This is a genomic window from Streptomyces sp. NPDC088553, assembly GCF_044752965.1.
In the GTDB taxonomy this organism is placed as follows: Bacteria; Actinomycetota; Actinomycetes; order Streptomycetales; family Streptomycetaceae; genus Streptomyces.
In genome coordinates, this window is record NZ_JBIVMG010000004.1 from 799,206 (window position 1) to 805,908 (window position 6,703).

Sequence of the window (6,703 nt, forward strand, 5' to 3'; positions counted from 1 at the left end):
ACACCTCACGGGCCGGCACGAGACTGATGTCAGTGATGGATGTCATAGCCCCCCTCGTCGACGGAACCTCGCTGACGGGGGGTCTTTCATGAGGCACTACGACCACATCCCCTGAGCCCGTCGCTGCCTGCCGCGACCTGCCCCCAGCGCCTCCCCCAGCCTGGACCGCGATCCCGTCGACCGCGCCCCGCTCCGCCCGCCACCGCACGGTGGGCGCGTGATGATCGGGTGTCCGCGCAGCGTGCCGTCTGCCGCTCGCACCATGAAGGTCCGGACAAAGGTACGAAGGTCATGGCCGCTCCGGCCCACGGGCGGGTCCCGCGTGGCACGATGGCACCCGGCCCGCCGCCGTGTCAGGTGTCGGCCGCCGTGACCGAGCCGGTTCGCCGATCCGGCACCGCGACCATTCCTCCGAGGTGGACGACCGTGAACGACACTCCGGGCTGGACCTCGCCCGGATCCGCCCCCTCCGACGACCAGAACGGCTCCGGGGTCCCCCGGCCCGCCGCTCCGGCCGACGCGAACGGCTCCGCCCCTCAGTGGTCCAAGGACCAGCCGCCCGCCGGCCAGTGGTCCCCGCCGACCGGCCAGACCCCGCCTCCGGCCCCCGGCCGAGGTCAGGGCTGGGGAGCTCCTCCCCCGAACGCCCACTGGGGCCGGCCGCCGGCCGCGAAGCCCGGAGTGATCCCGCTGCGCCCTCTGGGCATGGGCGAGATCCTCGACGGCGCGGTGAAGACCCTCCGCACCTACTGGCGCACCGTGCTGGCCATCACGGTCACGGTCGCGGTGATCTCCCAGATCGCCAACATCCTGGCCCAGCAGTACCTCGCCCCCGACGTACCGTCGCCGATCCCGGACGCCACCCCCGCCGAAGCGCTGGAGCAGTCCCTCGACGCGGCTCAGTCGTCCCTGATCGGCCTGGCTCCAGCCCTCCTCGTGACGCTGATGGCGTCCCTGGTCAGCGCCGCTCTGCTGACCGTCGTCATCAGCCGCGCCGTCCTCGGCCGCCCGGTCTCGCTCGGCGCCGCCTGGCAGGAGGCCCGACCGCGGCTCCTCCAGCTCATCGGCCTGACCCTGCTGCTCGCGGCGATGAGCTCGGCCATCGTCATGGTCGGCCTCCTCCCCGGTCTTCTGATCGGGGGCGCCGCAGGTGCGGCCCTGACCCTCCTCGGCGGTATCGGTGGCCTGGTGGCTGTCGTCTGGCTGATGATCCGCTTCAACCTGGCCTCCCCTGCCCTGATGCTGGAGCGCGGCGGCGTGATCCAGTCGCTGAAGCGCTCGGCGAAGCTGGTTCAGGGCGCGTGGTGGCGCATCTTCGGCATCACGATCCTCACCCAGCTGCTGATCTTCATCTTCTCCATGATCATCGCGATCCCGTTCACCATCCTCGGCATCGCGGTCGACGGAGACGGCTTCTCCGACATGCTCTCCGGCACGTCCACCACCTTCGGCTGGCCGTTCCTGATCATCACGGGCATCGGCGGCGTGATCACCAGCGCGATCACCTACCCGATCTCGGCCGGTGTCACGGTCCTGCTCTACGTGGACCAGCGCATCCGCCGCGAAGCCCTGGACCTCGAACTGGCACGGGCCGCGGGCATCCCCGGCTACGGCCCCGCCCCGGGCACCCAGACCGTCGGAGGCTGATGCCGTGACGGTCACGGGGGGAACGACCACGGCACTGGCGCGACTCCGCGCCGACGACGACATCCCGCTGGACATCTCCCGCGTCCCCGCACAGGAGGCGGCGGAACGGGAGCTGTCCAAGCCGATGTACCACGAGAACGACCCGAACCTCCTCCAGCGCGGCCTCGACCGCTTCTGGGAGTGGGTCGGCGACCTCTTCGAAGCCGCGTCGGGTGCCACGCCCGGCGGCGTGATCGGCCTCGTCGTGGTCGTCCTGGTCGTGATCGCCGCGGTCGCCGCCCTCTGGTGGCGCCTCGGCACCCCCCACCGCGCACCGGGCACCACCGGCGACTCCCTCTTCGCGGACGGCCCCCGCACCGCCCGCGACCACCGGGCGGCCGCCGCCCGCCACGCCTCCGCCGGCCGCTGGAACCAGGCCGTCCAGGAACGCACCCGGGCCATCGTCCGCTCCCTCGAGGAACGCGCCCTGCTCGACCCCCGCCCCGGCCGCACCGCGGACGAGGCCGCCGCCGAAGCCGGCCGCTCCCTCCCCGCCCACGCGGACGACCTGCGCCTCGCCGTCCGCGTCTTCGACGACGTCACATACGGCGGCCGCACCGCCGACGAATCCGCGTACCGCCGCGTCGAGGAACTGGACACCGCCCTGGAGCGCACCCGTCCCACCCTCGACACCGCCTCCACCGGGACGCCCGCATGAGCCGCCCGGCCACCAGCACCACCTCGACCGCCCCCTCCGCCCGCCAGCTCTGGACCCGAGCCCGCGGCGCGGCCCTCGTCCTCGCCCTGATCCTCATCGGCGGCCTGGCCCTCGCGACCCTGCGGTCCTCCGACGCCCACGGCTCCCTCGACCCCCGTTCCGCCGATCCGAACGGCAGCCGGGCCGTCGCCGAACTCCTCAGGTCCCACGGCATCGAGCTCACCCTCGTCACCACCCTCGACGAGGCCACCGCCGCGACCGACCCCGACACGACACTCCTGGTCACCACACCCGACCTGCTGACGCGATCCCAGCAGTCCACGCTCCGCCGGAGCATGACGAACTCCACCGGCCGCACGGTCCTCGTCGGCGCGGGCCTGCCCTCCCTCGACACCCTCGCCCCAGGAGTCACCAGCTCCACCAGCACCCCAGTGGAGAACCGCACCCCCTCCTGCACCCTGGCGGAGGCCACCCGCGCCGGCAGCGCCGACCTTGGCGGCGAGCGCTACCTCACCACCCCCGGCACCACCGCGGACTCCTGCTACCTCTCCGACGGCCTGGCGACCCTGCTCCGCCTCCCCGGGCAGAACAGCACCGACACCGTCCTCCTCGGCTCGCCCGACATCCTCTACAACAAGCGTCTCGACCAGCAGGGCAACGCCTCGCTCGCCCTGCAACTCCTCGGCTCCCGGCCCCATCTCGTCTGGTACCTCCCCTCCCTGACCGATGCCTCCGCCACCGCCGACGCACCCGACGACGGCACCACGGGCAACTTCCTCTCCCTCATCCCTTCCGGCTGGCTCTGGGGCACATTCCAGCTCGCGATCGCGGCCCTGCTCGCCGCCATCTGGCGCGCCCGCCGCCTCGGCCCCCTGGTGACCGAACGCCTCCCCGTCGCCCTCCGCGCCTCCGAGACCACCGAGGGCCGCGCCCGCCTCTACCGCAAGGCGAACGCCCGCGACCGCGCCGCCTCCGTGCTGCGCACCGCGACCCGCACCCGGATCGCCCCGCTGCTCGGCGTCCCCGTCCAGGACGCCCACTCCGCCGACCGCCTCCTCCCCGCGCTCTCCGCCCGTCTCCCCGATACCACCGCGGACCCCCAGCACCTCCTCTTCGGCCCGGCTCCCGCCGACGACGCCACTCTCATCCGCCTGTCGGACCAACTCGACGCCCTCGAAAGAGAGGTACGCACCTCATGAGCGCCCCGACCCCCGAGACCGTCACGACCTCGGACAGCGCCCGCGCCTCCCTGGAGGCCCTGCGCACCGAGATCGGAAAGGCCGTGGTCGGCCAGGACCCCGCCGTCACCGGTCTCGTCGTCGCCCTGCTCTGCCGCGGACACGTCCTCCTCGAAGGCGTACCCGGCGTCGCGAAGACCCTGCTGGTCCGCTCGCTCGCCGCCGCACTCGAACTCGACACCAAGCGCGTCCAGTTCACCCCCGACCTGATGCCGAGCGACGTGACCGGCTCCCTGGTCTACGACACCCGGACCTCCGAGTTCTCCTTCCAGCCCGGCCCGGTCTTCACGAATCTCCTGCTCGCCGACGAGATCAACCGCACGCCCCCGAAGACCCAGGCCTCCCTCCTGGAGGCGATGGAGGAGCGTCAGGTCACGGTCGACGGCACCCCGCGCGCCCTGCCCGAACCCTTCCTGGTGGCCGCGACCCAGAACCCCGTCGAGTACGAGGGCACCTACCCGCTCCCCGAGGCCCAACTGGACCGCTTCCTCCTGAAGCTGACGGTTCCTCTGCCCACCCGCGCGGACGAGATCCAGGTCCTCACCCGTCACGCCGAGGGCTTCGACCCCCGTGACCTCAAGGCCGCCGGTGTCCGCCCCGTCGCGGGCCCCGCCGAGCTCGAAGCCGCCCGGGCAGCCGTCGCCAAGGTCTCGGTCTCCGCCGAGATCGCCGGCTATGTCGTCGATATCTGTCGTGCCACGCGTGAATCCCCCTCACTCACGCTCGGGGTCTCCCCCCGAGGCGCCACCGCCCTGCTCTCCACCGCCCGCGCCTGGGCCTGGCTCACCGGCCGGGACTACGTCACCCCGGACGACGTGAAGGCCCTCGCTCTCCCCACCCTGCGTCATCGCATCCACCTGCGGCCCGAGGCCGAGATGGAAGGAGTCACTCCCGACTCCGTCATCAACTCGATCCTCGCCCACGTCCCCGTCCCCCGCTGAGAACGGCGCCCCATGGCCCTCACCGGACGAACAGCGCTGCTCGCCGCCCTCGGATCGATCCCCGTCGGCATCCTCGCCCCCAGCTGGGCGGGAATGCTCGCGGTGAACGCGCCCCTCTCACTCGCAATTCTGTGCGACTACCTCCTGGCGGCGCCAGTACGAACGCTCCAATTCACCCGAAGTGGTGATACATCCGTTCGACTCGGTGACGCGGCAAACATCCAGCTCACCGTCACCAACCGGTCCCGCCGCCCCCTCCGCGCCCACCTCCGCGACGCCTGGCCGCCCAGCAGCTGGCTCCCCGGCACCGAACAGCCCTCCTCGCGCCACCGCCTGACGGTCCCCGCCGGCGAACGCCGCCGCCTCACCACGAGCCTGCGCCCGACCCGCCGCGGCGACCGACGGGCCGAGCGGATCACGGTCCGCTCGTACGGCCCCCTGGGCCTCGCGGCCCGCCAGGGCAACCACGAGGTCCCCTGGACCGTCCGCGTCCTGCCCCCGTTCACCAGCCGCAAGCACCTGCCGTCCCGCCTGGCCCGGCTCCGTGAACTCGACGGCCGCACCAGCGTCCTGACACGCGGTGAGGGCACGGAGTTCGACAGCCTCCGCGAGTACGTCCCCGGCGACGACACCCGCTCGATCGACTGGCGGGCCACCGCCCGCCAGACCACGGTCGCCGTCCGCACCTGGCGCCCCGAGCGCGACCGCCACATCCTGATCGTCCTGGACACCGGCCGCACCTCGGCCGGCCGCGTCGGCGACGTTCCCCGCCTGGACGCCTCGATGGACGCGGCACTCCTGCTCACCGCGCTCGCGTCCCGCGCCGGTGACCGCGTGGACCTCCTCGCCTACGACCGGCGCCTCCGCGCCCAGGTCCAGGGCCGTTCCGCCGGCGACGTCCTCCCCGCCGTGGTCAACGCACTCGCCCCGCTCGAACCCGAGCTGGTGGAGACCGACGCCCGCGGCCTGGCCGCGACCGCCCTCGCACGCGCTCCCCGCCGCTCGCTGATCGTCCTTCTCACGAGCCTCGACGCCGCTCCGATCGAGGAGGGCCTCCTCCCGGTCCTGCCGCAGCTCGCCCAGCGCCACACGGTCCTGCTGGCCTCGGTCTCCGACCCCCACATCGCCCGCATGGCGACGACCCGCGGCACGATCGAGGGCGTCTACGAGGCCGCGGCGGCGACCCAGACCCAGTTCCAGCGCTCCCGCACCGCGGACCAGCTCCGCCGCCACGGCGTCACGGTCGTCGACGCCTCTCCCGACGCCCTCGCCCCCGCCCTGGCCGACGCGTACCTCGCCCTCAAGGCGGCCGGCCGCCTGTAGAGCCCGAAGCGCCGATGGCCGGCACGGCAAGCAGCGCCGTACCGACCATCGATCACGCATGGCGCGCTGAATCAACGGAACACGACGGAGGCCTCCCCGGCGGCGGCGCTGAAGGAACCCGGGCACAGGAACGAGCCCGAGACCTTGGTGGCCGTGAAGGGGGTGTTCACGTACTTCCTGGTGGCCCCGTCCCGGTTCCAGACGATGTTCGTCACCTTGTAGCGGCAGGAGACGAACGACTGCTTCCCCGTGAGGTCGATGACGTCCGTCGTCGCCGTACCGGCGGCGTCGTCGAAGGTGAAGGCCGGATTGTTGTTGAGCGAGGCGGTGATGCCCCCGCCGCAGGTCAGATTCCCGCCCGGCTTGTTGATCGTGGACCGGTCGACGGTGAGCGCGCCCGGCGGAGTCGCACTGGCGTCGGCGCCGGTCCAATTACAGGTGTTCCCAGAGACGACGATCACGCCGTCGACCTCCGCGCCGGCGACGGCACCGCTCGCATAGGCCGACGTGGGAACACCGATGCCGACCGCCATCACGAGCGCGGCCAAGCCAGTCAGGGTGGGGGTGTACTTCATATCGCTCTCCTTGCCACAGCTTGTGGGTGGGGGGAACCGAGGCCGCTCGGCCGAGCCGCCCGGGTTCGGAGTGCGCCACGGAGCGTGTCACAGCCGGCATGAGATGTCATGCACGCATCAATCTTTGGCTGAAAGTAGCCCAACGCAAAAATGCCTCAACCCCCGGACAAGGTCCGGGGGTTGAGGCTAAAAATTGTTCGGCGGCGTCCTACTCTCCCACAGGGTCCCCCCTGCAGTACCATCGGCGCTGAAAGGCTTAGCTTCCGGGTTCGGAATGTAACC

6 protein-coding genes and 1 rRNA gene are annotated in these 6,703 nt (G+C 72.1%); 5 read left to right on the top strand and 2 right to left on the bottom strand.

Annotated elements, in window-relative coordinates:
* Nucleotides 1-426: 426 nt before the first annotated feature.
* From ACIP8Z_RS16610 to ACIP8Z_RS16630, 5 genes are read left to right on the top strand one after another with little or no spacing between them, the layout of a single operon-like run.
* A complete protein-coding gene (locus ACIP8Z_RS16610) occupies nucleotides 427-1,647 on the top strand; it encodes a hypothetical protein (protein ID WP_402083791.1) in 1,221 nt (406 codons plus the stop codon).
* A gap of 4 nt (nucleotides 1,648-1,651) precedes the next feature.
* Nucleotides 1,652-2,344: a DUF4129 domain-containing protein gene (locus tag ACIP8Z_RS16615; protein ID WP_402083794.1), complete on the top strand. Its 693-nt coding sequence runs from the start codon at nucleotides 1,652-1,654 to the stop codon at nucleotides 2,342-2,344.
* Nucleotides 2,341-3,543, top strand: coding sequence for a DUF4350 domain-containing protein (locus tag ACIP8Z_RS16620; protein ID WP_402083795.1), 1,203 nt, complete (start codon nucleotides 2,341-2,343; stop codon nucleotides 3,541-3,543). The genes ACIP8Z_RS16615 and ACIP8Z_RS16620 overlap by 4 nt, the downstream gene beginning before the upstream one ends.
* Complete coding sequence (locus tag ACIP8Z_RS16625; protein ID WP_319309656.1) at nucleotides 3,540-4,523, top strand: MoxR family ATPase; 984 nt, start codon at nucleotides 3,540-3,542, stop codon at nucleotides 4,521-4,523. Before ACIP8Z_RS16620 ends, ACIP8Z_RS16625 begins: the two co-directional genes overlap by 4 nt.
* A gap of 12 nt (nucleotides 4,524-4,535) precedes the next feature.
* A complete protein-coding gene (locus ACIP8Z_RS16630; protein ID WP_402083797.1) occupies nucleotides 4,536-5,846 on the top strand; it encodes a DUF58 domain-containing protein in 1,311 nt (436 codons plus the stop codon).
* Nucleotides 5,847-5,917: 71 nt separating this feature from the next.
* On the opposite strand, the gene ACIP8Z_RS16635 is transcribed toward ACIP8Z_RS16630, so the two are convergent.
* Both ACIP8Z_RS16635 and rrf read right to left on the bottom strand, forming a co-directional pair.
* On the bottom strand, nucleotides 5,918-6,421 hold the full coding sequence (locus tag ACIP8Z_RS16635) for a hypothetical protein (protein WP_402083799.1): 504 nt from the start codon (nucleotides 6,419-6,421) through the stop codon (nucleotides 5,918-5,920).
* A 195-nt stretch (nucleotides 6,422-6,616) separates the two neighbouring features.
* Nucleotides 6,617-6,703: ribosomal RNA gene (gene rrf, locus ACIP8Z_RS16640) — 5S ribosomal RNA — on the bottom strand; the annotation flags it as partial.